Genomic DNA, 24,972 nt, shown 5'->3' with positions numbered 1-24,972 from the left:
TGTCAAGGTTTAGCCTGACAGAGTGAAGATTTCTCAGGTTGGCCTATGGTGTCTACTGCCCCGTTGAATGCTCTGTCGAAGTCTCGATTCGGCCACCTGTGCAAAGGTTTGTTTGACGAGCACCCCGAGGCGGTGGCGGCGATCGCCTGTGCGGTTTTAGTGGGGTTGGGCTGGCAAACCCTGGCCCTGGGCTGGGTGGGGGGTGCCCTGCTGTTTCTAGCGGCGGCCTACGTCATTGGTGGATTTGAGAGCGCCCGTGAGGGCTTGACCACGCTGGTGCAGGAAAAAGAGCTGGATGTAGACCTGCTAATGATTATCGCTGCCCTCGGGGCCGCCAGCCTGGGTCTGTGGCAGCGGGAGTACAACTTAATTGTCGATGGGGCCGTCCTGATTCTGATTTTTGCCATTAGTGGTGCCCTAGAGGGCTATGCCATGGGACGAACGGGGCGAAATATTCAAGGGTTAATGAGCCTGACGGCTGACACCGCAACGGTGATTCGCCAGGGGCAAGAGCAGATCATGCCAATCTCAGCGCTGCAAGTCGGCGATCAGGTTTTGGTCAAACCGGGGGAACTGGTGCCTACCGATGGGGTCGTGGCCGAAGGCTTCAGCACGGTGAACCAGGCGTCGATTACGGGGGAATCTATTCCTGTAGAGAAAACCGTGGGCGACGAGGTTTTGGCGGGCACCCTCAACGGCTACGGTGCGCTGCGCCTAACGCTCCACCAGCCGCCGGAAAGCAGCTTGATTCAACGCGTGATTCGCCTAGTGCAGCAGGCCCAAACCGAAGCGCCTCCCTCCCAAAAATTTATGGAGCGGTTTGAGCGTCGCTACGCCCAGGTGATTGTGACGGTGGGCGTTTTGCTGTCCACGCTGCCGCCCCTGCTGCTGGGCTGGGGCTGGGAGGAAACAATCTACCGCGCCCTGGTGTTTTTGGTCGTGGCCTCCCCCTGTGCGCTGATGGCCTCAATCATGCCGACCCTGCTCTCTGGTATTGCTAACGGGGCGCGACAGGGCATTTTATTCAAAAATGGGGCGCAGCTGGAGCAGATGGGCCAAATCAGAGCGATCGCCTTTGACAAAACCGGCACCCTCACGACCGGACAGCTCGACGTGGTGAATGTGCTGGCTGACGATCCGGATGAGCTGCTCACCGTGGCCGCCGCCCTCGAGAGCCTTTCGGAGCATCCCATTGGTGCGGCGATTGTGCAAGCGGCGCAGCGCCGAGCCCTGACCTGGCCAGCGGCGATTAACGGACAAGCCCAGGTAGGTCAGGGCATCACAGGGGAGGTAGCTGGGCGGTCTGCGGTGGTAGGTAAAGCAGCCTTTGTTAGTGCCCAGGTTCAAGCTCGTGGGCAGGCCGTTTCCTCTCATCTAGCGAAGCAAAGCCAGCAGTGGGAGGCAGAGGGCAAAACCGTGGTTTGGGTGGCCCACGGCGGCCCAGTGCTGGGCTTGATTGCGGTGGCCGACCGAGTGCGTCCAGAGGCGGCCAGGGCGATCGCCCGCCTTAAGCACCTGGGCATTGAGCAAGTGGTAATGCTAACGGGTGACAATGCCCGCACGGCTCACAGTATGGCCCAACAGCTGGGGGTAGATCAGGTGCATGCCGATTTAATGCCTGAAGATAAGGTCACGGTTCTACGGCAATTGCAGCAGCAGTATGGCAGCGTGGCGATGGTCGGCGATGGCATTAACGATGCCCCCGCCCTGGCTCTGGCCACGGTCGGCATTGCCATGGGCGCTGCGGGCAGCGATGTGGCCCTAGAGACCGCCGATATTGTGCTCATGGCCGATCGCCTAGAAAAGCTAGAACACGCTATTGGCCTAGGGCGGCGGGCACGGGCGATCGTGCGACAAAACATCGGCTTTGCCCTTGGGCTGATTGGGGTACTCATCGCGGGTACCTTGAGCGGGCATATCACCCTACCAATGGGCGTGTTGGGCCATGAAGGCTCTACTGTTATCGTCACCCTCAGTGGTTTGCGCCTGTTGAGAAGTTAAGCAAGTAAGCTAGCTTCAGTGCCTAGATCAAGAGGTCAATGCTAATTTACGTTTTAGCTTCTTTTGCTCGTATAGAGGCAGTTGTACTATCACCACGGTGACAATGTTGCGAAAGTAGTCAAATAGCAGCAGTAGCGCCTAGCCATTGAGAACTACTAGAGGGAGGGGCAATCCCCAGAGACTTAGACGCAGCAGGCGAGATTTCCAGCTCATGGTGAGTTGAGATATTGGTAGGCAGTTTTGCAGCCGTTCATTCGGGCAAGCCCAAACCCCAGCGGATTTTATCCTGCTCTACAATCGGCAGAGCCCAGGCCCACGGGCGGTAAGAGCACAATAGCGAAAGCCTCATCGGGAAGCGCTTGGAATGTACCGAATACCAGCGCTAATCAGGGCAAGAAACAGAACTCCCATTGCTCCGGCTAGCGGGTTTTGGTTCAGACCCGTCACCCATTCCGGCACTCGCCCGGTGTAGATCGCTAAATCGCCCACATCGATCAGGTAATAGCCCGCCACCAGCCCCCCATGCAGCCCAATGGCCAGCCCCAGGCGTCCGGCAGTGCGCTGGCGTGCCCAGCCCAGGGTCAGCCCCAGCAGCAGTAGGCCCGGAAAGCTAGGCAGCTCTTTCACAATGGCCTCCCAGGGTTTGATAAAGTGCAGCGCCGCATAGATCGTGCCGCTGGCCCACAGTGCCGGAGTAAAGCCCCAGTCGTAGCGCAGTTCATCCAGCAGCCAGCCACGAAAGAGCAGCTCTTCGGCCAGGCCAACACCCAGGCCCACCAGCAACCCCTCCAGGGCAATTCGCCCTAGGGTGGGCGGTGCCGGTTGCCAGGTCAGCCAACCCAACCCGCCCTCTAGGGTAAATAGCAGCCCCAGGCTCACCAGGCCCACAACTACCCCAATTGCCAGCTCTCGCCCATAGCGGGCCGATGCCCCTAGACCGTGGGTGCGCAGCGGTTGAGCTTGGCCATGCACGCGGCGACCCCACGGTACCAGCCATACCATAAACAAGACGTAGAGCAAAACTAAGGGAATAACGCTCAGGGAGCCATCAGTGCCCAGCCACGCGTAGAGAGGTAGGGCGATGGGCACCCAAACTAGCGCTAGCAGTAGCAGAAAGCAGAAAATCCTCACCGGGGCAGGATAGTGAACCAGCTTATGCAGTTGAATCATGCCAAAGGTGCCCGTTTAACCCGCTTGCTGAGCGTCATACATGGCCCTTAGCACCAACCCAGGGTCAACCCAATTGCCGTCGTATTTCAGCATCCAATGGAGGTGTGGGCCGGTGGTGCGCCCCGTCATGCCGACGCGGCCCAGTCGTGCCCCAGTGGACAAGTCTTGCCCCTGCTCATAGCGAATGCCCCCGTCTGGATCAACCAAATAGCGCTTGCCATTTGAGACTTCGACCCGACCGCTCATATGACAATAGCGATGCTCCCACTGGCCCGACCGAATGACGGCAGAGGTGCCACAGGTGGTGTGGTCAGAGACTTCGATCACCTTGCCGTTCCACCAGTTGCGCACAAAGCTGCCCTGGGGTGCGGCCAGGTCTAGCCCGTAGTGAAACTGAGATTCCCCGCCGCCAGTGGGAGAAGTTCTATAGCCAAATGCGGAGGTGTAAGCCTGAAAATTTTCGACGGGGAAGGACGCCTGCCGCCAAAACGCAACCGTGTCTTGGGCGAAGGCAGGAGCCGATGAACCAGGCCAGTGCAGGGTCAGAAAGAGCCCCAGGCCGAGGCAAAACGCTATCCGTAAAAACCTCGCACGACGCCAGAGATGACCCAGTTTGCTCAATGCTGTCACGACATATCTCCTCTGCACAGGCACAGTCAACGGCCTATTTATCGCCCAATTATGCATCAAGTTGAGTCGGTGTCTCAGATCCTCGACAGTTTGTCTCTCGATGCCTTGGTTTTCGAGGCAGACTAAAGTTCTTGTACTGGGGAAGCGCTCAGAGCCGCTACTGCCATCAGGCCCCAAATTACATCAAATCGCACTCGTTGAGCACGCGATATACAAAATTCGGCATTTTCTAAGAGAGTGTGCAGTTCAGCCTCGCTATAGCATTGCTGATGGGCCGGGTCAATTCTTTGCAGTACCCAATCACACAGTCTGCAAAACCAAAAGTCTCTACACCAGTCTAAAATTACTAGCTTTCCTTCTGGCTTGAGCACGCGCTTCATCTCAGCTAAAGCAGCCTGTGGATCTGAAAAATAGTGAAAGGCATTGGCAGAAACTACAACATCGAACGACTGAGCTGGAAACGGTAAATCCGATGCTGATGCCTCTTTAAAGGTAATGTTTGGATAGCGTTCGAGTTTTTGCTGGGCTTGAACCAACATTTGCTCAGAGATGTCGATGCCAGTGATGATTTGAGTTGGGTTGTTTTGTAAAAGCAAACGCTCTAGCTCACCTGTGCCACAGGCAATATCTAATACTGCTGCCGTCGGGGCAATCTCAGCCCATGCCTTGAAAAAGTTCAGCGTATTCGTGACATATCGCTTCCAGCGCCGATCGTAGACATTGGCGATCTGGTTGTACTGGTCTGTAACCGTTGACTCAATAGAACTCATCGGGGCGTACAGAAAATTTTGTGGGAGACACTCGCCAGTTAATCCTAACGGCTGGTGGGTCTACGTCAGATGTTTCCATCCCTGCCGGGAACGACGGGTGCCTTACCTCTAAGACTAGCCTTTTGCAAAGAGCATGACAGCGTACGATACTTACTGTACCATCTGAATAGTCTTTCAGATGTTCAATAGCTTTTCAAAGGTGCCGCTATGGCAGACTCTCACTCCCAGGCTTGTTGCGACAGCCCCGGCCCCACCCCTAAAGCTGCGGTAAACGCCCATGACGACTGCTGTGGGTCTGACCACGGCCACAGCCAAGATTCAAGTGACTTCAGCCTGCGGCAAGAGTTGACGCCGATCGCGATCGCCACCATTCTCTTCCTCATCGGGCTAATTTTCAACGAGGCGCTGCACAACACCTCCTTCGCCATCGCTGAATACGCGGTGCTGATTCCGGCTTATCTAATCAGCGGCTGGACTGTGCTGACCACGGCGGGGCGCAACATTTTGCGGGGGCGCGTCTTTGACGAAAACTTTCTGATGACGATCGCAACTCTGGGGGCGATCGCCATCCATGAAATTCCCGAAGCCGTTGCCGTGATGCTGTTCTTCCAGGTGGGAGAACTATTTCAGGGCTACTCGGTGGGGCGATCGCGCCGCTCGATCAAAGCCCTGCTAGAGGTGCGGCCTGACACCGCTAACCTCAGTGTTGACGGCGACATCCGTACCGTTGCCCCCGAGACCGTGCGGGTTGGGGATGTGATTGTGGTGCGCCCCGGCGAAAAAGTGCCCCTGGATGGCGACATTCTGGAGGGCAAATCCCTAGTTGATACCTCCGCTTTAACGGGCGAATCGGTGCCTCGCACCGTTGCCCCCGGTGAAACTTTGCTGGCCGGGATGATCAACCAGTCGGGGCTGCTCACGGTACGGGTGACCAAACCCTTTGGTGAGTCGTCGATCGCCAGAATTTTGGAACTGGTCGAAAACGCCAGCAGCAAAAAAGCCGACACTGAAAAATTCATCACCCGCTTTGCGCGGTATTACACCCCTGTAGTGGTGTTTCTATCTCTGGCGGTGGCGATTTTGCCGCCCTTGTTCATTGAGGGGGCTACCCAGGCCCAGTGGGTCTATCGCGCCCTGGTGCTGCTGGTGATCTCCTGCCCCTGCGGGTTAGTGATCAGCATTCCCCTCGGCTACTTTGGCGGGGTGGGCGGTGCCGCCAAACGCGGCATTTTGGTCAAAGGCTCCACCTATTTAGACACCCTGGCCCAGGTAAAAACGGTTGTGTTCGACAAAACCGGCACCCTCACCCAGGGCAACTTTCGCGTAACGGATGTGGTGACTCACAACGGCCTGAAGAAGCACCAACTACTGGAGTTAGCGGTCCAGGTCGAGTCGCAGTCTAACCATCCGGTGGCGCAGTCGATTCGTCAAGCCTACGGACAGACCGTCGATACCTCCGGCGTGCAAGACTACGAAGAAATTGCGGGTCACGGCATTCGTGCCACGGTGAACGGTCGGGTGGTGCTGGCGGGCAATGATCGGCTCCTGCACCGCGAAGCCATTCCCCACGATGTCTGTGTGGTAGACGGCACCGTGGCCCACCTGGCCGTGGATGGCGAATATAGTGGCCGCATCATCATCGCCGATGAGCTGAAAGAGGATGCTGTCGAAGCTATCCGGGCGCTCCATGCCCAGGGCATTGCCACTGCCATGCTCACTGGCGATAGTCAGTCAGTGGCCGACAGCATCGCCAAAAAGCTCGGCCTCGACGAGTATCGAGCCGAGCTGCTGCCGGAAGACAAAGTAGAGGCATTGGAGGCGTTTCTCCATCAAGCCAAGCAAGTCAAGGGAAAAGTCGCTTTTGTCGGTGACGGCATTAATGATGCCCCAGTGATTGCTCGGGCCGATGTGGGCATTGCCATGGGCGGGCTGGGCTCCGATGCGGCGATCGAAACCGCCGACGTGGTGATTATGACCGATGCGCCCTCAAAGGTGGCCGAAGCCGTTCAAATCGCCCACAAAACCCGGCGCATTGTTTGGCAGAACATCAGTCTTGCCATGGCCGTCAAAGCCCTCTTTATTGCCCTGGGGGCGATCGGCTTGGCCACCCTTTGGGAGGCCGTGTTTGCCGATGTAGGCGTTGCCCTGCTCGCCATCTTAAATGCGGGTCGAATTATTCGGAACCCTCGATAACGGGTTGAGATGAGCATTCTCCGGAGAATTGCAGCGTCCCCCCGTTACCAGCACCCGCCGTGGTGGTGGCCGCCGTGAGTGCCGTTGTGGTGGTTGACTATCACAGTATCAGCGATGTCTGAGGAGTTAACCGCAGCAGGATTACCCTGCCCCCATGCAACAGCTTGCATAGAAATCGCGATCGTAGCGGCGACAACTGCACTAACCATAGAAATCCGTGTCATGGCATCCTCCTTATGTGCTGAGTATTTATACTCTAATCTTAGCTTTCAGGTGGGGGCAAAACCCTCATCTGAGCAATTCGTCACAGGATGTCACCCTAGTTCATGTCCTGACCGAGACCCATTTCTAGTTATGTCTGCCTCCCTTCAAATCGTGCTGGGCACCTTAGCCCTGAGCCTGATTCATCCGCTAATTCCCAGCCACTGGCTACCGTTCGTAGCGTTGGGCAAGGCCGAAGGATGGTCGCGGCAAGAAACCCTATGGATTACAGCCCTAACCGGCTCGGCCCACACCGTTAGCACTCTCCTAATTGGGGTGGCCGTAGGGCTATTGGGCTACCAGTTTGCCGACTACTACGACATCGTGACGCACCTGGTCGCTCCGGCGGTGCTGATTGGGTTGGGCTTGGTTTACCTGAGTAAACCGCTGCGTCAACGCTGCGTCCCATGCTGCTCTCCGGACGAATCTCACCCTGTTGTAGCCACAGTTAGCCCCTCTGGCCGCAGTAAGGTAGCAGCGGTCGTAGCCATTGCCAGCGCGATGTTTTTCTCACCGTGCCTCGAAATTGGTGCATTTTACCTATCCGCAGGGGCGCTCGGATGGCAAGGCATTGCCCTGGTCTCCGGGGTGTACCCCGTTGTTACGGTACTGGGCATGGTGTTGGTCGTGAACTGGAGCTGGCAGCGGGCAAAATCGTTGTCTGCCGCAATCCCTACCTGGAATCTCAGTGGCCATACCTCAACAGGTCTAGTCCTCGTAGTTCTGGGTTTTTTGACGTTTTTTATTGATGTGTAGTCATGCCGCGTAAACAATCAACTCCCTGGATTCATCGCTATGCCCGCCCTCTGATGGCGGGGTTAGCGGCGGTTGGCGCTGTCGTCACCGCTTACTTAACGATCAACAAGCTCACGGGTAGCGCCACGGCCTGCCCTACCAAGGGCTGTGACATCGTGCTCTCTAGCCCCTATGCCACGGTGTTTGGCCAGCCGCTGGCCCTGTTTGGATTTTTGGCTTACGTGGGTATGGCAGTGATGGCGATCGCCCCCCTGCTGGTCAATGGGTCTGGGCAAAAAGACCTCAGGGATAAACTCACCCGATTGACCCAACCCCTGCTGCTGATCGGCGGCACCGCCATGATGGTCTTTAGCGGCTACCTCATGTATCTGCTTACCGCAGAAATCCAGGCGGCCTGTCTTTATTGCATCGGCTCAGCGCTCCTCTCTACCAGCCTGTTTTTGCTTGCCCTCATCGGCCAAAATTGGTCTGATCTATCTCAACCCTTCTTTATTGGCAGCATTACAGCATTTCTGGTGGTGGTGGGCACCCTGGGCGTCTATGCCAATGTCAACAACCCAGTTGCCGAGGGCTCGGGCGATCAGCTGGGGCCTGCCATCACCACCCAATCTGGCCCGGCTGAAATGGCTTTGGCTCAGCACCTGGCCGACACTGGTGCTATTTTCTACGGAGCCTGGTGGTGCCCCCACTGCCACGACCAAAAGCAGCTGTTTGGCCAAGAAGCCAGCCAGGTTATGCCCTACGTAGAGTGCGCTACCCCCGAGGGGCAAGAGCAAACCCCCGAGTGTCAGGAAGCTGGCATTACCGGCTATCCCACCTGGGAAATCAATGGTGAGCGCCTGTCGGGGACACAAACCCTAGAGGAACTTGCCCAGCTCTCGGGCTATACCGGCCCCACCACATTTCAAAATTCAATTTAGCGCGAAGGAGAATCCCTTGAGAGGTACAGGTAAACTATTGGGCCTGGCGGGTATGGCGATGGGAGGGCTGCTAATAGTGGCCACTCCGGCGGGTGCTCACAGCCCCGGCCAGGCGTTGAGCGAGCAGGCCCAGCGCGATGAACTGGCCGACTTGCTAGAGTCGGGGGCAGAGCTAGTCGAAGCCGGTGATCTGGCTGAGGCGCTCGCTCGTTACCAGCACGCGGCTGGTCTAGCTGAGGACAATGCCAAAATCTTCTCGGCCATTGGCTACCTTCAGGCTCGCCAGGGCAATTTTCAAGCGGCGATCGCCGCTTTTCAAACCGCTATTGGGCTAGAGCCTAACAATCTGGCTGTTTACTTTGGTTTGGCCCATGCCCATAGCAACCTGGGGGAGTATGAAGCGGCAGGCAATGCCTACCGGCAAATCCTACGATTGCAGCCCGATAACCAGGCGGCTCAACTGGGGCTAGGCGCGGCGCTGTTTCAAACCGCAGCCTTTGAAGAGGCTCTGGCGATCTACACCAAGCTTTTGCAGCAAGACCCCAACAACCTACAAGCCGCCGAATCTATCGGCCTGATTTTGCTCCAGCAAGGCAATACCGATGCGGCGATCGCCGCCTTAGAACGAGCCGCTATCCTGGCCCCCCAGGCCAGCCGAATTCAGCTGAACCTGGGCATTGCCCACCTCAAAGCAGGGAATATGGCCTCGGCGCTAACTGCGTTTAGAGCGGCAGCGGCAGAAGAGCCCCGCAACGCCGATATTCGCATGCAGATTGGCTACCTGCTCTGGCAGCAGGGGAATCTAGACGCCGCCCTAGAAAGCTATCAGCAGGCAGCCCGGCTTCAGCCCGACTCGGTGATTGCCCACGATGCGATCGCCGATCTCTACTTCGAGCAGCAAGAGGTACTGATGACCATCGTCGCCCATCGCGAGGTGCTCGAGATGGCCCCCGACCACGCCCCTGGTTACTACCATCTAGGCGTTGCGCTAGAGGCGCGGGGCCGCCGGGCAGAAGCGATCGCGGCGCTGCAACGGGCAAAGACGTTACTCCTGGAGCAAGAAAACGGTGAAGACGCCCAGATTGTTGACGAGCTGCTGCAAAAACTCCAATCGTCGTAGCCTGCCCAAGCTAAACAGACTGCACTTTCCACAAACTCCGCCGATAACCACATTGCTGCACTACGGAACGTTGAACTATGGCGACTGACAGTAGCAAAAGGGAATTTAACCCGTTCTTGGGGTACAGCTACTCTAGGCGGCTGGTAGAGCTAGGGCGTGTTGTCCTGCTTGTGGGTGGGTTAAGCAGCGGGTTGGCGGTTGTACCAGCCCTGGCCACAACTGAGATAGACCCATCAACCCCCATTTCAGCAGAGTCGTTGCTCCCTGCCGCAGCCAGTCCGTCCGGAGTCGAAAGCGGACCCCAAGCTCCTGCTCCTGCTTCAATACAGGGTTCGGTAGAAGCGTTACCCAGTGCAAGCGTTAGCGCACCTGCTCAACCGCCCGAACGGACTGTACCCAATCAAGTGCCTGCTAATGACTCTGTTCCGGCTGGTTATAACAGCGTCTTTATTGACCCAACTGATTACAGCCTTGGGGCGACAGCGGCTCCAGGAGGGGCTTCTCCTAATCTCGTGTTTGCAGAACGAGCAACGGGCTGTCAAATCACCGTAGCAGGGTCGCAAACCCCTCCCCAGTCTTCCTGTCAAGCAACCGCCCCAAACTCTACCAGCCCACCTGCGGATAGTGGCTATGGCATTCAAGTGGGGCCTGTTACTATCAGCTCGCGCGGTGTTAGCTTGGGCGATACCACCATCGTTAGCCGAGCCCAGTTAAATGAAAGACTGCGGCCCTTAAACATCCTCCGTCGCGGCAATGAGGAATATGTTTTCCCCCTGTCTATTCCAGCCCCAATCACCTCGCTGTTCGGCTGGCGGATGCATCCCGTCCATCAAAACTGGCGATTTCACGCTGGCACCGACTTGGGGTCTCCTGCTGGCACCCCGGTTTTAGCCACCCGCTCAGGCAAGGTTGCGGTGGCCGATTACCTTGGTGGTTATGGCCTAACGGTAATTCTGCGCCACGATGATGGGGATTTGGAGTCTCGCTATGCCCATTTGTCCAAGCTGGCCGTGCAGGCTGGAGAATGGGTTGAGCAAGGGGAGGTTATTGGTCTGGTGGGCAGCACCGGCACGGCGACTGGCCCAAACCTGCACTTTGAAATCCGCCAGCTAACTAGTCAGGGCTGGATAGCAGCAGATGCCAAAGATATCTTAGACGACGGCATTGCTGACCTGCTCAACGTTATCAACAACCCCTTGCAGGCATTGGGAGCGGGTACCGCTGGTGAAGCCAGTGGCGCAGCGGCTCCCGCCGACTATCCCTTCCGCCCGGCCCAGCCAAACGCCAGCTAGTGCCCTGGCTACAGCATCTGTCATGTCCAAAAGCCCTTTCCCCTTTGCAGCGATGGCCACCCCTAATCGTGCTTCTGCTCGGCGCAACCAGAGACTAGTTCAGCAACGTCAACTGTTGGCCGCCAAAATGCAGGTGGTGGCGTGGCGGCGCATCGTTGTCGTCTGGCTGCTGTTGGTGCTGGCCTTAGTCGGAATTGGCGGGCGGCTGGTCTACTTACAGCTGCTGCAAGGGGAGACCCTGAGCGCTCTAGCCGAACAGCAGCGAACACTACCGACGCTGATTCGCCAAGCTCGTTACCCAATTGTCGATCGTTTCGGTGGCGTGCTGGCGACTGACCAGGTTGCTTATACCCTTTACATGCATCCCAAGCTGTTTAAGCAGTCTGTCGCCGAGGTAACCGAGGCATTGGCCTCTGTGGTGGCTATGCCACAGAATGAACTCTTGGCTTTACTTAACCAGCAATCCACCGGTATTCGGTTTCCGGGTCAACTGTCAGAGGTGGAGGGCGATCGCATTCGATCCTTACGCATCGATGGCCTAGAGTTGGTGCCTCAGCAGCAGCGGTTTTACCCCCAGCAGGAACTCTTTGCCCCGATCCTAGGGTTCATCAATCTCGATGGGAAACCCCAGGCCGGGTTAGAGATGGCCTACGCCGAACAACTCGCGATCGCCGCGCCCCCAGCTGTCGATCCAGCGGTGCCGTCGTTAGCGCGTGGGTCATCCCCAAACGCAAGCTTACGCTTGACGCTTGACAGCCGCCTACAGCGCATTGCCCAGCAAGAACTAGAGGCGGTGGTTCAGGCATACAACGCCCAGCGAGGCACCGTAATGGTTATGGACGCCCCAACTGGAGAAATCTTAACCCTGGCCAGCGTGCCCACCTATGACCCCAATCGCTACTACGATGCCGACATCAGCGCCTTTCGCACTTGGCCAGTGAGCGACACCTACGAACCCGGCTCGACTTTTAAGCCGATCAATGTTGCGATCGCCCTAGAAGATCAAGTGATTTCCCCTGATGACGTCATCAACGACAGCGGACGTATGCAGTTTGGTAAGTGGTTGATTAAAAACAGCGACTACGGCGAGGTCGGTGCCCGAGGCCCCATTTCAATTACCGATATCCTCAAATATTCCAGCAATGTAGGCATGGTGCAAATCATGCAAAAAATGGCGGCTTCCAACTACTTTAGCTGGCTAGAACGCCTGACCCTGGGGCAGCCTACAGAGATTGACTTGCCGTCGGAAGCCTCTGGGCAAATGAAACCCCGAGACAAATTCATCAACAGTCAGGTCGAAACGGCCACTACTTCATTTGGTCAAGGGTTTGCGCTGACACCGGTAAAAATGCTGCAACTGCTGGCCACCTTAGCCAATGGTGGGAACCTGGTAACTCCTCACATTGTCGAGGGTATGGTGGCAGAAGACGGTACCTATCTGTGGCAGACCGAACATGCCGATCCTAAAGCCGTCTTCTCCCTACAAACCACCCAACAGGTGCTCGCCATGATGGAAGCAGTGGTCGCTGAGGGAACCGGTAAACCTGCCCAAATTGAGGGCTACCGGGTTGCTGGAAAAACGGGCACAGCCCAAAAAGTTAACAACTCAACCGGTTATAGTTCTGCCCGCATCACTAGCTTTGTAGGCATTGCGCCCGTAGAAGCCCCCCGCTATGTGGTGTTAGCGGTCATTGATGAGCCCACTGGCGAGAACGCCTACGGCTCGACGGTAGCAGCTCCTCTGGTTAAACGGGTGATGGAGTCGCTGTTGGTGCTCCAGGGAGTATCTCCGAGTCGCGCTGGAGAAGTGCCGTGAGGCACAAAGATTTTAGTACTTGCTCTCACCATGTTTGCATCATTGACGTGCTGTAATCAACTTCCCAAGGGGGAATTCATCATGTGGCCAGTCAAACACGGGCAACCCTATGCCAACGAAATCGAACGGTGGATGTACGCCAACTTTGTAGCAGCATTCTTTGAGAAATTTGACGAGCTGCGCGACCTCGACGTTGACGATCCGTTTGAGTGTATCGATGCCACCGAGCAGTTTGATGCCCTACCTAGCGAAACAAAGCTAGCGGCAGTCTGTGAATCGGCTATCGCGATTATGGATCCGTTGTCTTCCCTTGGGGGGCAAAATGCCCTGCTTGCCGAAGCGGGGGCGATTCCGTTTGAGTGCATGAAAGGTCTCATTGTCATGGAGATTGAAACGACCCAGGAGCTTGAGTCTGTGGAGCCTGGCCTCTCAAAATGGGGCGACTTCTGGCGGCGGCAGGTGCTCCTCTTTTTCTACGCTCTCCATGGCTTGTCGTTGGTAGACATGGTTGAGAGCATTCTCTATGAAGAGGCCGGTGAGCCGGGTGAACTGTCTGAAGCCCTGATTCAATCGTGCAGTGCTCGGGCGCAAGAGGCGATTGACCAGAAAACCTATCTAGACTTTCTGCCCTGGATCCCGAAGTCACCCCAGGAAACGGACATCGAGAAATGGGAAGACTTGATTGAAAGTTACCTGATGGATGATCGCCTGTTTCAAGATCACGACTGGCTGATCAGTCTGCCTTCTTCCCATCCTGAATTGCCCGATGCGGCGGTTCTGGAGTTGCAGTTCAAAAATCAGGAAATCCAAGCAACCGTCGGCATTGCTCCAGCCTACTTTGACATGGGGCTAAGCCAACGACAGCTCAAGCCCTGGAAGGATCTCAGGCGAGAGCTGGAGACCTATTGGGTCGCGCCCCACTTACAGACCCCGGCCATTGCCCACAGAATTGTGGAGGCTCTGGGGCAGGGGCATTTACTGGGGGCACATCCAGCCGAGGACAGCGAACCAGAAGCGTGGCGCTCAGGTGCGCCCAAACGAGTGCAGGACTTGCTGGAGAAAATTACCTTTCGCGAAGGCTGCCACCTGGCGCTGAATATCGCTGAGCCGGGCGAGGTCGATCAGCTGGTTCCGATTACCCACATCAGCGTGCTGGAAGCGGAGGCGGGCTATGGCGTGGGAGGTAAAATCTGCGAGTTTGAGACTGAAGCCGGTGCTGCTGCGATCGGGGATGCGCTGAACCCTGAGGCGATCGAGGAGGTGGTTGTCTTGGCAGTTGAGGGGTTGGCGTCCTTTTTTGGGCCAACGGATGATGCGGCGGGGTGAAAATCGTTTCCGGTGCCTGGGTTACCAGGGCGAAGATCGACATTTGATGGGAAGAAATCTTCTGGGAGAGGATATACCTAGGGGGTAGCTCTGGCACAGGCTAGACAGATCGAGTGAAAAGCTACTGGGAAATACCCCGGAGAGCAAAAAGCACTGATAGGCCCCAGAGGGTGACGAACTGCTGCAACACTGCCCTGTCAAGCTCACGGCTGGGGTAGGAAAAATGACGCTCAGCCTGCTGCGGTGAATTTCTCCTGGAATAGCAAGTAACCCAAAATCCTAGCTTAGTCATTGCCATCGCTAGTTGAAAACAAAATGCCGAAAGAACTTGGTAGACCTTGTATCTCGGCATAATCGTCCCCCGTCACTAGCGTGGGGTCTTCTTCATAGTCATCAACAGCTTCCCAAAGAAATCGGTTACAAAGCCACTTAGCCAATTTGTCAAAATCGCGGTCAGCATCCAAAAACAGTACCCCTACGACCGCCTCAAACATTTCTCCCCAGACGCCAGGTTCATCTTCAGGAGGTTTCTGGTTTTTCCGATTCCAAGAAGAGCTAATCTCGGGTAGGCCAAGGGCGATCGCAAAGTTAGCCAAAAACGGTCTATTCACTAAATTTTGCCGATAGTTATCAAAACCTTCGTGAGTTAATTCGCGCCTGGTGCCATAGAGAAAATCCGCCAGAATAGCGTCTATCAGCATGTCACCTAGAAAAGCAAGACGACGGTATTCTTGCTTGAGTGTGACTTGTTGGCTGGGCGGCAGTCCCAACTCATTGATAGTGCAGGGATCCGTAAGGGCGATCTTAAGTAACTCGTCACTGTGAAAATCAGGAAACGCGATCGCACGCTTAGCCTCTTCAAGCTTGATCATGATGGCAGGCATCGATAAAAGTCCTTGCTGGGTTTATCTAGCCATTCTTCCCAGCGGACTCCCTTGCCTCTAACGCCTCCCTCAAGAGCATTTCAACCACGAACGTAAACGATCGCTGCTCTCTGTCTGCGATCGCCTGAATAGCTTCCCTCATCGGGTCTGGCAGGTAAATGCTGGTCTGACGCTTTTGGGTAGTCATAGCCGCTCTATTTAGCTCTAGAGCAAGCCTAGGTGAAGCATTGCGCTCAAGGGTAATCTACTCTAGGTTAGAGTAGATTAATCTAATACAGATAGATATATTCGCTAGTTCAAGCCACCTCAGCTTTTTTAGCGGCCAGGCTGACCTTCGCCAGCGCCCAGGAGGTGCTATCCCTATGGCTCAACCTTTTCCAAAACAGCGATCGCGCCAGCTTCAGGTCATCTATCGAGCCTTTGGGTACGCCCTTAACCCTGGCCACTTGCACCTCCCACCAACCACTAACCTGCCCGCCGCCTTCCCCCAGGTCGAAGCGCCCCGCTTTCACTACGGCGATCGCCTCTGCTGGATTCCCTATGGCAACGCGACCGATTGGGGCCTGGTTATTGGCCAGTTCTACAGCTACGCTCCCCACAGCCGCCGCTGGCAGTGGTGCTACCTGATCTGGCTCGATCTTGCTTCCCCCAGTGCCACCTGGGTCAGAGCCGATATCGCCTGGGAAGGCGACCTCGAACCCCTTGATGAGGAGCCTATCCGATGAATCCTCGCCCCCTTTCTCCCCGCGAGCAGCGCCTAATCGAGCGGTACAGCTACTGCCAATTGGGCATGACGCCCCAGCGTTTTTACGCCAAGTGGCAGGTGAGCCAGGAAGACATGGCGGCGATCTGCTCCCGATCAGTTTCGACGGTGCGGGGCTGGTTTCGCAAAGGTCGCAGCTATCGTCGCCCCACCCCTGTAGACCTGCGCCATTTGGCCCTAATGGATTTTCTGCTCGACAACTTTGACCAGATTCCGGCAGACCTACGGCAGGCCCTCTGCACCACCGAGCAGGAAGACGATCACACCTAACCCGAAATTGTCAATATCACCGTGCTCTGTTTTGGTAAATCTCCCCCAGATAGGGTGGCATCAACTGCACTGAATCGAAGCATCAGGGAGGACAGTCAAATGAGCCAAGGGCACCGAATCATGGCCGATATCAAACGTATCCGGGCGGCGCTGGCAACGCCAGGGCAGGGCTCGTACCGTCTGCAAAAGCTTCCTCGGCAGGCTGTTTGGCTAGTTCACTGTAGAAACAGCAAAACCTACCGGCTAACCTTCCAGCCTGCCCCGATTAACGCTTGGACGCTGCATCCCCCAGATCGAGAAGCTTCTGAACTGTTGGGCAAGATTGAGCAGGCATTGAAGCCCAGCGCGGCCAGTGCCGGAGAGAGCGTGCAGTCTTACCCAATGGATGCTGTCAGCGAGCAGGAGACTCACCGTTTAGAGCGCCAGCAGTACTCTTCATATGCGGCCTACGAGGTGGAAGCTCCTACGGCCTACAACCAGCTGCTCCATCCCTGGTGCGTTGTTCAACTCCTCCCCCACATGCAGCGGCGCACGGTGGCGCGGTTTCGACGGCGCAATGATGCTGATGCCCATTTGAGGGCTATGCAGCGGCTGAGCCCCTCAGCTCAGTACACCGTTATGTTTGATCCAGCTCCATCCAGCCACTGCTTCACTCCCGAGGGGCATGGGGAGGTGTTTGCCTGAGGGGAGAGAAAAGCACCATACCGTTCTCAACCCTATCTAATGGCTTAGACCTGGATAGTGAGAGTAGGAACCACCGCTTCTTGTCCCATTTGTAGAATGTCTTTCGCCATTGTTTGAGAGGCCACATTCGCGATGCCCCTCTGGGGCGGCTACGCCAACGCTCTGCCAGTCTTCTGTAGTGAACATCTGAGCGAGTATAGCGATCGCCTCAGCCCGAACCCCCTTCTGTTCGTTGGGTAACGCCTGCTCTTCCTCTGCCAACAGCGCCTCAATCCATGCCGTTTGTTCGGGGGTGAGATACCTCAGGTGACCGTATAAGCATTTTTGCGCCTCCATGTAGACAGCCTCTAGACTCCGCCCGAGCTGCCACGACTCTAACCACCCCTGCAACTCCGGTAACAAAATGGATAGCACTCGCACAGTCCACCGCTGCCGCTGCAGAGCTTCCGGCGAAACCTCCTTGAGTAACTCCACATACGGCTGTAGACCTAGACCAGCCTCAACCTTCCCTTCCTCACTGGCGCGATCGACATCTGCCTCCCGAACCCAATCCTCATCATTGAGCAAGTCCATCAGGTTGCCTGTTCTGCTCAGTTGTTCAGCTAGGATTGCATCATTCATAAGCTGTGAGGACGTTGTGAATCGAATAGGATGTTAAACCCCCACCTATTCTTCCAACTCACTAGGGTCGATACCCAGTTCCCGTAGTTTTTCCATAGCCCGATCTAATTTGCGCTGGGTCTGGTTCCGTTCCTGGTACAGCTCCTCAGGGTCTTTGAAGCGCTCCCCATTGGGATAGAACAGCGCCAGTCCATCCTCAAACATGTCAAATGTGACCCCTAGGGTCGGGGATGTCCAGGGCAAATTGAGGCGGGTTAGTAGCACTAGCCGTTCATCTGGGGCCTGGCGCGTCAGTCCCCAAAACTCAAAATTGTCGGGGTCGTAGAAGACCATTTCCAGCACCCCATACCGGTCATAAAACGCTTGCTTTTGTGAAATCTCAGTGGCTGAATTACTGGGAGAGATAATCTCAAAAACTACCTGGGGCGGGATGTTGTCCTCTTTCCACTGCTTGTAGCTGCCACGGTCAACATCCGGACGCCCCAGCACCACCATGGCATCAGGGGCCTGGGAAGGAACGGGGGGAGCATCCACCTGAACCGGATACCAGAGCAAATCCCCTGCGACAAAAGCTGTTTGGCCCTGCAAGAGATTTCTTAGATTGCTGACCAACCGCACAATCCAACGGTATTGCTTCGTGTTATCAGCCATGGGCTGACCATCGGAGTCGGGATAGATATCCGTGGTTACCGTTGCTTGAGTCATGGTCAGGTGGCCCCATCATCATATGGCTAGCGAACAAGGTGCTGAGCTCTTTGAGCTACCTCTCGTCTGAGTTGTTGAGGCCCTCGATCGTACTCAGGCGGCATTGACGCCTGATGGACGGGTTCCGCTAAGACCTCTAACAACTGAACCATGACCTCCAAGCTTGTTCTGAGGCAGATGCTCAATCAGGGAAATCGCTCGTTGCCGAATATCCATAGAAGACAGGACGAAAGGTTTTAGGCAAGCTTGCCTCAATTGTAGCAGTGGGCAAGTGTGGCGCAGCTTGAAGGTCGTTGGATCAGCTCCTATCCAGCAGGCGACCGTCAGCACCCCAGAGATAAGGTCGTAGGAATTCTTAACCATGTCCAAATCGGGGTAAGTTTGGGGTAACGCTAAATTCATGGCCTTGAAACCCTTGCTGAATAAGAAGTGATTCACAGCTTCCCAAGCTGAATGTCGTCGGTTCGAGTCCGATCACCCGCTTTCAAGTGTTTCAGTGTCCATTAAAGGATTATTTGTCCGACTTTAAAGGATTAGTGTCCATTTTTAACGAAAGAATGGGGCTTCCAGCGATCGGGGGCCGTTTTTGCTAGGTTCGGCGAACTTCTTCACCAGTTTTAAACAATTAATTGTCCAGTTCCGGGTGCGACACTCAAAGCAATACACTAGATCTAGTCGCAGGCAAGCTGTACTATTCTCCCAGTGAGAGTTTCTGCCAAAGCTGCCAAGCTTATTGCCTAAAATGCCTAGCCCTTAGCTTCGTACTTAGAGAAAATACTTGCAGAAGGATAATGTCGCTCAACTGTAATTTGCCGCAAAGGCATAGTTTCCATCTGGGAAACGTACTACTGGAACCCAAAAAGGATGGCCATACCAGTTTCTTGAGGTTGAACCCAGCAGTTTTGTCATTAGTAGGGCTGGCCTTTGCCTGCTAACTCCGTAGGGTGGATTGCCGGCGTTACCTGGAACAATTGCTCTAGTCAAGCCAGTTAATGAACGCGAAATATTAGAAGCTCGGCTAATAATAACAAGAGATATATTGTCATCGAATTCTGAAGAATTACGAATTTCAGCCAATGCAGTTCTAATTAGCTCATCATCCCACGCACCATTTAGCCCTCCTATGGTACCGAAGTGAAAGTTGAGAATCTGCAAGGCAGAATCTATAGAAATAGTGTATGCAGTGCGTTCCTGTGGATATTGGGAGAGAGAAAGAAGTTCATCTAACTGCTGGGTTTGTGCGTTAACTAGAATCGGAGGTTCTGCGATCGGCTGACGAGGAAAATATTGTCGACCACCCACGTAAGCCCGTTGATCTACAGTCATCTTGTTAAGAACATTTCGCCGGGTCGGATTTAGGCTGGTGCTTAGAGGAAGTACAGAAATTGGTTCACCTACCTGATTACAAACCTCTCTAACCGCGTTATCAGAAGCGTGTATATCATAAAATCTACGAGCTAAATGTATTGGCAAATAAATTCTAATTGCTGGCAATTCATTTTGCCTATATCCATACATTCTTGCATGTTGCAGCACAGTATCCATTTGAGGTTTTTGTGCATCCCTACCGTAATAGGTTACTAGCAAATTTCTAATAGTAACTCCTCTTCCAATTTTAGCGCCACCGATGTAAATAGTATGCCTTCTGGTAGGGTTTGGATCTACTCCGTCCCCCGTAGAAGCATTAACTTCAGAAATGGAAGTAGATAAAATGTAGTTTCTAACTTCGCTTATTACATCTTCAAAGGAAGGCATATCATTTCCAAATGTGCTCTGCAAAGCATTATATGCCTCCATAAAGCCGCTCATTGTCCTATTTGAAGGAGTTTGATTAGGGCCTAACTCACCTTGCAACTGGGTAAAAAACTGACTTATTACGATAGCGGCTTGGGTGTGCTGTGCTTGCCTAAAACTTGTATGAAGTAAATATGTATAATTTTTAATATTGCCTAGCAATCTGAGGGAAGCAGCTCCTGTTAAGAAAACAAAGAGTGAGTCTATCAGTGACGGAGGAATTTGATTCTGATTGCTAAGTAACGCTAAATCCATTGGAGGCACTAAACACAAATGTGGTGACGATTGAAAATCATCATCATTGAAGAAATGGTTCCCTCCCACATAACTTTCGCTCGCTGTGTAACTTCTACAAAGGTTGGCCTAAAAGCGTCTTGGCTATCTTGCAGAAATAGTGCTTGTGGCGTTGCAGTCGTCTGCAAAAACGTATATGAAATCAAAGAATTTCTTAGGTTTGTGATTTCTCTATTAACGCTACTAGGTGGACGATTATTATTGATATTGGTATCTAAGCTTGCTTGATCTGCTTCATCATCAATAATCAGAAAGTTGTTCTCGTTACGACCAAGCTGGTCTATCGCAGCCGTGAGTCTTGGGAGAACTGTGGGATTTTTTGATGAAACAAAAATTAGGGGAATACTCGGATTAAGATTGGGGGGTTGTTTGAAGTCTTGCTTTTCAAGTACGTGGCAATTATGTAGAGAAGATTGTATCCTATTCAGAGTTTGAATATACAAATCATTCAAATCAGAAGTTAGAACCACAAAATTCTGGTGGCCATTATCTAGACCTAATGCAATCACGGCAATAATTACGGCAGTCTTACCACTTTGAATGTTCCCATATATCAATCCCTGAGAAGAGCCTGTCTCTTCTGGAGCTACGCAACGAGTAAGAATGTTAGTAGCAGTTGTAAATATCACGTTGCAATCTGATTCCGCAATGCCTTCCAACAACATAGTTTGCCGAAGATTTTGTACAGTTGTTCCTTCAACTACTTGTCGGCTCGAAGTGTTGCTGAATACCATGTAGACAGACCATTTAGTTCAACCGTTTTATAATAGACAAGGAAAATGCTCCTTGCAAAGAAGAAAACAGAGTGCAACAAGAAAACGATACAAGTGTATTAATTTTCTTAAAGTTTAGCCCTGCATGCAAAATATTTGGATTTTTGAAATAAGATAAGAGATCATTTAAAAGTCATGCTGAAGCGTTTGTCGCTATCCTCTCAATTCACGAAGTTCTAAAAAGAATAGTTATGCATTTGACGCTTGATTTCCGAAAAAAAGACGAGGGGTTCTTAGGACTTGAGGAACGTACTATTCTTTTGATTGAAGACGACGCTGAAAATTCTATTCGCAGAACTTCCATCGGTATTGACGGTGGTCAAAAATATATACTGATAAAACTTCATGAAATCAGGAATGGTACAGCAGTCAAATTGGCTGAAGAGAAACTCTTTCCCGAAAACTACGGGCTAGGAAGATTGAATTCTTCAAAAATTAATTTAGCTCTCAAGTTGATCGATGAGAATGCTTCCAGTGAGGAGCAAGCGATTATTGTAGGAAGAAGTGTATACGGCTGTGATTCAAGGTTTTTAAAGGAGTTAGCTGCAAGAAGACTTGATTTTGCATTAGAATTACGTCCCTCATTTAGGGCTTCAATATCTGCCTGCGAAAGCGACAAAAAAGATGCTCTCGATTTGAAGAAAAAAGACTTGCCAAAACTCTCAGAAGTACTTGATCTTCAGATCCACAGAAAATGGGAGACTTTTTCTGTGCTTGAGCCTACAAGTGATAAAAACATTGCTTATTCTTGCATTGATTTAGGGGTTATGGATTCCTCCAAAGGTGCTGAGAGCAGAATTTTTCTGGCTCAAAGAGGTGCTATTTCAGGGATCAGCAGAAATAGTATTTTTTTTGCTACTTCTTTGAAGGAGGCAAATATGCAAGAACTTGTCTCTATTGTAGGTTGGTCGCGGTGGATTCGCCCCGTCAGTCGTGCTCAGAAAAAAAGAGATACTGCAATATCTCAATCTCCAAAAAGAGAAGTGAAAAGAACTTCAAAGTTAGCAACCCGACCCAACTTAACTAATCAAACTATCCTCCCGCAAAAAAGCCAAGGTTTTCCAGATGGAGAGGCACAGGTACTTAAGGGAACTTTAAGAAAGAACTGGGAGGACTTAAATATTATTGAGCTTTTCGCCGGTGCAGGCGGTATGGGGCTTGGTTTTTTGATGGCTAATAAGGGAGCCAACCCGTACAGAATCATTTTTTCTGGAGAAGTTAATCCAATATATGTAAGAACTTTAGAGCAAAGCCATATTTTTGCTTCTGAAATCTACAAAAAGGAATTGGGACTTTCGTTGCCAGAGCAAAGTGTCCCAATTGATCTTCGTCAGCCAGACGCCAAACAATATCTATCCAGAATTGCTAGAGAAGCAGGAGGTATCCAATTACTTATAGGAGGCCCACCTTGTCAAGGTTTTTCCAGCTCAAATCGAAATTCTGGAGGAATCAATAATCCCAATAACAAATTATTTGCAGTCTTTTTAGATTATGTAGAACAGCTTAAGCCAGCAGTCTTTCTTCTCGAGAATGTTCAAGGAGTAGCATGGGCACAGCATCAAAATGATCAAGATGGTAGTCTGCTTGGATATCTAAGTCGGCGGATGGAAAAAGCAGGTTACTTTGTCTCGCAAAAACTTCTTGATGCAGCTTGGTATGGAGTACCTCAATATCGTTACCGTTTCTTTGCCATAGGTATTAGAGCAGACCTAGGTTACACCTCTGAGGACTTTGGAGATTGGGGACCATATCCTTTTCCAACTCATGGACCAGGAACCTCTAAAAGTTTCGTGACTGTACGCGATGCTATCAGTGATCTGCCTTCAATTGGAAATGGTCATAATGAAATATTTACTCCATATACACCTATGGAAAATGGAAACTTATTTTTAGACACTATGAGACATGGTGCTGCTACAGATTTTGTTGCTGACCACATAACATCAAAGCACGCGGCACTGGTCTGTTAAGAGGAGATACATTGAAACCCTCTCAGGCAGAGAAGTTCCTGGGTGGATAGCAAGCGACTACACAAGCCTTGGCAACTATGCCTTGGTCAGCTATGTCGTGCTGGCCGCCGCTGCCCTGTTTGAAAGTTTAGCCCTAGCCGTATCTATTCGGGAGTTTAACAAAAACTATCCCCGCAAAGCTGAGGTTAGTTTATGGCAAGCCATTCGCGAGAGTAAAGATCCCAGCGCATTTATTGTCATTGTGGAAGATGCTGCTGCGCTGGTCGGGCTTGCCATTGCCTTTGGTGGAATTGTGCTCACCCAGATGTTCGACAATGCTCTCTATGACGGCGTTGCTTCCATCCTGATTGGGCTATTGCTCATCGTAGTCGCCACGCTGTTGGTCATCGAAACGAAGAGTCTACTGATGGGGGAAAGCGCTTCTATCGCGGTGCGAGACAGCATCAAAACCCTCGTCAAGGCTGACCAGGCTGTCTCTGATATGGGGCCACCGATTACCCTGCACCTAGGCCCTCGGGATATCATGCTGGCGATGAATATTGAATTTTGCGATCATCTCTCTGCCGATGAGATTGAAACAGCGGTATGCCGTATCGAGCAGAGCATTCGCGCCACCCATCAAGACGTGAAACGCATCTTTATTGAAGCTGCCTCTCTGGATGGAGTTGACTAAAAAATTAAGTGTGGAGCTGGTGCGATTGCCTAGTATTTGTAGGGCTAGGCGATCGCACCCTTCCCGAAACTAACCCCTACTGCGCCCGGTAGCTATCAATGGCCTGACGCACCATCGCCTGGGCCTCCCTCGCGTCGCCAAAGCCGCGCAGCTCGATCACATCGCTACCCTGGGGCAGGCGCTTGTAGACCGCAAAAAACTCCTCCATCCGCTCCAACTCCATGGCGGGCATATCGCTGATGTCGCGAATATGGCACTGGTCTGTTAAGAGGAGATACATTGAAACCCTCTCAGGCAGAGAAGTTCCTGGGTGGATAGCAAGCGACTACACAAGCCGATCGCCATGGCCGGAGTCGTCCGTTTGCCCAGTCCCCAGTGTGGCCTGACCCAGTTGTGGAGGATCCGCTGAACATCCAAGGTTCGTTGCAATCCATCACGAGTCTTAGCATAGAGGTTTTGACGCCGACGATAAGCGCTGCATCGCCGCCTCAGGGCGGCATTGTGAGCCTCGTTATGGTTGGCATGCACCTCGACTAGCGGGCTAACCGCGGTGTAGGGATGCTCGGGTCTCACCCATACGACCCGCCTGAGACCTTGAGACCCTTTCACTTTCATGGCGACTTCCAAGCCATGCCGCCAGACTTTTCGGGTGCGATACCGACTGGGACACTCCCTCAGGGCCAAATAGACGCTAGCCAAGTCCCACAGTGCTTTAGCATAGCGGTGTTCTCCATCGGTAAACCAGCGAATGAACGGGCAGCGTTTGGCCCACTGCCAGGCCTGTTGGGTTCCCCGTTGAAACAGCAGTTCATCTTTGTGCCCGGCCATCGCTGAGACCCAGTAGCGGCTTTGGCGCTCAATAAAATGAATCGTCCACCCTTGGGCGCTACTGGGGGGGACGGTTCTCGCCCACGCGAGTGTAGACTTCATCGCCTTCCAGCGTTACCTCTCGACCACCTGGGGCCGGCGGTGACCAGGCATCCGCTTGACGGGCTAAGCGCTCTTCCCACCGCAAAATGGTAGAGTGCGACGCCCCAAACAAGCGACCGGTTGCTCTCACTCCCAGGCCTTCGCTGCGACCATTGAGGGCGGTCGCAACCACTGAACTCGGGGTGCGCAGGCGAGCCATCGGGGTGCCGGTTCGGTCGTTAAAGCACTTGCTGCAACCCTTACAGCGATAGCGCTGAAGCACAGTGCCGTCCGAAAGCGACTCTCGCCCGTTTTTCACGACTTGTTGGCTTTGGCAGTAAGGACAATCCATCATGCTGAAGTAGTTACACTACAGT

Annotated in this window: 24 protein-coding genes and 1 tRNA gene; 14 read left to right on the top strand and 11 right to left on the bottom strand. The window is 53.3% G+C overall.

Annotated features, from left to right (window positions below):
• Positions 1 to 45: 45 nt before the first annotated feature.
• Complete coding sequence (locus NF78_RS07185; protein WP_035985519.1) at positions 46 to 2,001, top strand: heavy metal translocating P-type ATPase; 1,956 nt, start codon at positions 46 to 48, stop codon at positions 1,999 to 2,001.
• Positions 2,002 to 2,346: 345 nt separating this feature from the next.
• Here NF78_RS07185 and NF78_RS07180 read toward each other — a convergent pair whose 3' ends face one another.
• The 3 genes from NF78_RS07180 to NF78_RS07170 form a co-directional block, all read right to left on the bottom strand.
• Positions 2,347 to 3,171 carry a CPBP family intramembrane glutamic endopeptidase gene (locus tag NF78_RS07180; protein WP_035985517.1) on the bottom strand — a complete coding sequence of 275 codons (825 nt, stop codon included), beginning with the start codon at positions 3,169 to 3,171 and terminating at the stop codon, positions 2,347 to 2,349.
• A gap of 15 nt (positions 3,172 to 3,186) precedes the next feature.
• Complete coding sequence (locus NF78_RS07175) at positions 3,187 to 3,801, bottom strand: M23 family metallopeptidase (RefSeq protein WP_225885244.1); 615 nt, start codon at positions 3,799 to 3,801, stop codon at positions 3,187 to 3,189.
• Positions 3,802 to 3,923: 122 nt separating this feature from the next.
• The gene (locus NF78_RS07170) at positions 3,924 to 4,571 is read right to left on the bottom strand and encodes a class I SAM-dependent methyltransferase (RefSeq protein ID WP_035985516.1); all 648 of its coding nucleotides are present in this window, start codon (positions 4,569 to 4,571) and stop codon (positions 3,924 to 3,926) included.
• Positions 4,572 to 4,778: 207 nt separating this feature from the next.
• Between NF78_RS07170 and NF78_RS07165 the strand changes: the two genes are divergently transcribed.
• The 7 genes from NF78_RS07165 (at position 4,779) to NF78_RS07135 (ending at position 14,255) form a co-directional block, all read left to right on the top strand.
• Positions 4,779 to 6,764 carry a heavy metal translocating P-type ATPase gene (locus NF78_RS07165; RefSeq protein WP_035985515.1) on the top strand — a complete coding sequence of 662 codons (1,986 nt, stop codon included), beginning with the start codon at positions 4,779 to 4,781 and terminating at the stop codon, positions 6,762 to 6,764.
• A gap of 354 nt (positions 6,765 to 7,118) precedes the next feature.
• Complete coding sequence (locus NF78_RS07160; protein WP_035985513.1) at positions 7,119 to 7,781, top strand: hypothetical protein; 663 nt, start codon at positions 7,119 to 7,121, stop codon at positions 7,779 to 7,781.
• Positions 7,782 to 7,783: 2 nt separating this feature from the next.
• Positions 7,784 to 8,701, top strand: a complete 918-nt coding sequence (locus NF78_RS07155) for a vitamin K epoxide reductase family protein (protein WP_035985512.1) — start codon at positions 7,784 to 7,786, stop codon at positions 8,699 to 8,701.
• A gap of 16 nt (positions 8,702 to 8,717) precedes the next feature.
• Positions 8,718 to 9,821 (top strand): tetratricopeptide repeat protein, encoded by a 1,104-nt coding sequence (locus NF78_RS07150; RefSeq protein ID WP_146150513.1) that lies wholly within the window; start codon positions 8,718 to 8,720, stop codon positions 9,819 to 9,821.
• A gap of 77 nt (positions 9,822 to 9,898) precedes the next feature.
• The gene (locus tag NF78_RS33220; RefSeq protein ID WP_081972538.1) at positions 9,899 to 11,113 is read left to right on the top strand and encodes a peptidoglycan DD-metalloendopeptidase family protein; all 1,215 of its coding nucleotides are present in this window, start codon (positions 9,899 to 9,901) and stop codon (positions 11,111 to 11,113) included.
• 52 nt (positions 11,114 to 11,165) lie between these two features.
• On the top strand, positions 11,166 to 12,929 hold the full coding sequence (locus NF78_RS07140) for a peptidoglycan D,D-transpeptidase FtsI family protein (protein WP_035985510.1): 1,764 nt from the start codon (positions 11,166 to 11,168) through the stop codon (positions 12,927 to 12,929).
• 81 nt (positions 12,930 to 13,010) lie between these two features.
• Complete coding sequence (locus NF78_RS07135; protein ID WP_035985509.1) at positions 13,011 to 14,255, top strand: hypothetical protein; 1,245 nt, start codon at positions 13,011 to 13,013, stop codon at positions 14,253 to 14,255.
• Positions 14,256 to 14,539: 284 nt separating this feature from the next.
• Here the strand turns inward: NF78_RS07135 and NF78_RS07130 are convergent, their stop codons facing one another.
• Both NF78_RS07130 and NF78_RS30945 read right to left on the bottom strand, forming a co-directional pair.
• Positions 14,540 to 15,139: a ribonuclease III domain-containing protein gene (locus tag NF78_RS07130; RefSeq protein WP_035985508.1), complete on the bottom strand. Its 600-nt coding sequence runs from the start codon at positions 15,137 to 15,139 to the stop codon at positions 14,540 to 14,542.
• A gap of 25 nt (positions 15,140 to 15,164) precedes the next feature.
• A complete protein-coding gene (locus NF78_RS30945) occupies positions 15,165 to 15,326 on the bottom strand; it encodes a toxin-antitoxin system HicB family antitoxin (protein ID WP_106920408.1) in 162 nt (53 codons plus the stop codon).
• A 175-nt stretch (positions 15,327 to 15,501) separates the two neighbouring features.
• On the opposite strand from NF78_RS30945, the gene NF78_RS07125 reads away from it, so the two are divergent.
• From NF78_RS07125 to NF78_RS07115, 3 genes are all read left to right on the top strand, one after another.
• The gene (locus NF78_RS07125; protein WP_225885242.1) at positions 15,502 to 15,864 is read left to right on the top strand and encodes a hypothetical protein; all 363 of its coding nucleotides are present in this window, start codon (positions 15,502 to 15,504) and stop codon (positions 15,862 to 15,864) included.
• Entirely contained in the window at positions 15,861 to 16,172 is a 312-nt protein-coding gene (locus NF78_RS07120) for a hypothetical protein (RefSeq protein ID WP_035985507.1), read from the top strand. The genes NF78_RS07125 and NF78_RS07120 overlap by 4 nt, the downstream gene beginning before the upstream one ends.
• Positions 16,173 to 16,271: 99 nt before the next feature.
• Positions 16,272 to 16,856, top strand: a complete 585-nt coding sequence (locus NF78_RS07115) for a hypothetical protein (RefSeq protein ID WP_035985506.1) — start codon at positions 16,272 to 16,274, stop codon at positions 16,854 to 16,856.
• Positions 16,857 to 16,892: 36 nt separating this feature from the next.
• Here the strand turns inward: NF78_RS07115 and NF78_RS07110 are convergent, their stop codons facing one another.
• A complete protein-coding gene (locus NF78_RS07110; protein WP_035985504.1) occupies positions 16,893 to 17,477 on the bottom strand; it encodes a hypothetical protein in 585 nt (194 codons plus the stop codon).
• A 45-nt stretch (positions 17,478 to 17,522) separates the two neighbouring features.
• Positions 17,523 to 18,182, bottom strand: coding sequence for a Uma2 family endonuclease (locus tag NF78_RS07105; RefSeq protein WP_035985503.1), 660 nt, complete (start codon positions 18,180 to 18,182; stop codon positions 17,523 to 17,525).
• A 369-nt stretch (positions 18,183 to 18,551) separates the two neighbouring features.
• On the opposite strand from NF78_RS07105, the gene NF78_RS30940 reads away from it, so the two are divergent.
• Positions 18,552 to 18,666: transfer RNA gene (locus NF78_RS30940), tRNA-Ser, on the top strand.
• A 314-nt stretch (positions 18,667 to 18,980) separates the two neighbouring features.
• Here NF78_RS30940 and NF78_RS29180 read toward each other — a convergent pair.
• On the bottom strand, positions 18,981 to 20,231 hold the full coding sequence (locus tag NF78_RS29180) for a Z1 domain-containing protein (RefSeq protein WP_072016003.1): 1,251 nt from the start codon (positions 20,229 to 20,231) through the stop codon (positions 18,981 to 18,983).
• A gap of 8 nt (positions 20,232 to 20,239) precedes the next feature.
• The gene (locus NF78_RS30935) at positions 20,240 to 21,004 is read right to left on the bottom strand and encodes a DEAD/DEAH box helicase family protein (RefSeq protein ID WP_156119687.1); all 765 of its coding nucleotides are present in this window, start codon (positions 21,002 to 21,004) and stop codon (positions 20,240 to 20,242) included.
• Positions 21,005 to 21,234: 230 nt separating this feature from the next.
• Between NF78_RS30935 and NF78_RS29170 the strand changes: the two genes are divergently transcribed.
• Positions 21,235 to 23,013: a DNA cytosine methyltransferase gene (locus NF78_RS29170; RefSeq protein ID WP_072016001.1), complete on the top strand. Its 1,779-nt coding sequence runs from the start codon at positions 21,235 to 21,237 to the stop codon at positions 23,011 to 23,013.
• Positions 23,014 to 23,095: 82 nt separating this feature from the next.
• The gene (locus tag NF78_RS07100; protein ID WP_052049934.1) at positions 23,096 to 23,686 is read left to right on the top strand and encodes a cation diffusion facilitator family transporter; all 591 of its coding nucleotides are present in this window, start codon (positions 23,096 to 23,098) and stop codon (positions 23,684 to 23,686) included.
• Between the two features lie 76 nt (positions 23,687 to 23,762).
• On the opposite strand, the gene NF78_RS07095 is transcribed toward NF78_RS07100, so the two are convergent.
• Together NF78_RS07095 and NF78_RS29165 are read right to left on the bottom strand one after the other, a co-directional pair.
• Positions 23,763 to 23,966, bottom strand: coding sequence for an inorganic diphosphatase (locus NF78_RS07095; protein WP_035985002.1), 204 nt, complete (start codon positions 23,964 to 23,966; stop codon positions 23,763 to 23,765).
• Positions 23,951 to 24,947 (bottom strand): IS1 family transposase gene (locus NF78_RS29165; protein WP_156119686.1). Its coding sequence is split into 2 segments (ribosomal slippage): positions 23,951 to 24,586 and positions 24,588 to 24,947, totalling 996 coding nucleotides; the frame shifts between segments, so codons are not numbered across the junction. The genes NF78_RS07095 and NF78_RS29165 overlap by 16 nt, the downstream gene beginning before the upstream one ends.
• Between the last annotated feature and the right edge of the window lie 25 nt (positions 24,948 to 24,972).

The organism is Leptolyngbya sp. KIOST-1, from assembly GCF_000763385.1.
Lineage (GTDB): Bacteria > Cyanobacteriota > Cyanobacteriia > Phormidesmidales > Phormidesmidaceae > Nodosilinea.
The sequence above is the reverse complement of the archived record's forward strand: the minus strand, read 5'-3'. Positions and strand labels throughout refer to the sequence as shown.